Here is a 297-nt window from a genome sequence, read left to right on the forward strand (position 1 = left end):
GCCCGCCGACGTCGGGTCAGTCCGGGTGTCGTCAGCCTGCGGTGCAGGAGCGGATCTGTGGACGAGCGCTGCTGTTGCCGTTGGTCATCGTGGTGAAGCCGAAGGTGTTGCCGCTGCCGTTGGACCGCATGGTCATGACGGTGCCGCTGCTGTCCCAGGTGGCGGTGCCGTTCCAGACGGTGGAGACCCGCTGCGGTGCGGTGATGGCCACCACCACGGTCCACGTGCTGGCGCCGCTGACCGTCACCGACGTGTTGTACCGGTCGCCCCAGACGTTGGGGGTCGTCGCCGTCGCGG

At 69.4% G+C, this 297-nt stretch carries 1 pseudogene; it reads right to left on the minus strand.

The features are described from left to right. Positions 1-31 precede the first annotated feature (31 nt). A pseudogene (locus C7C45_RS04295) lies at positions 32-297 on the minus strand (polysaccharide deacetylase family protein); the annotation flags it as partial.

It is taken from the genome of Micromonospora arborensis, assembly GCF_003205615.1.
Lineage (GTDB): Bacteria > Actinomycetota > Actinomycetes > Mycobacteriales > Micromonosporaceae > Micromonospora > Micromonospora arborensis.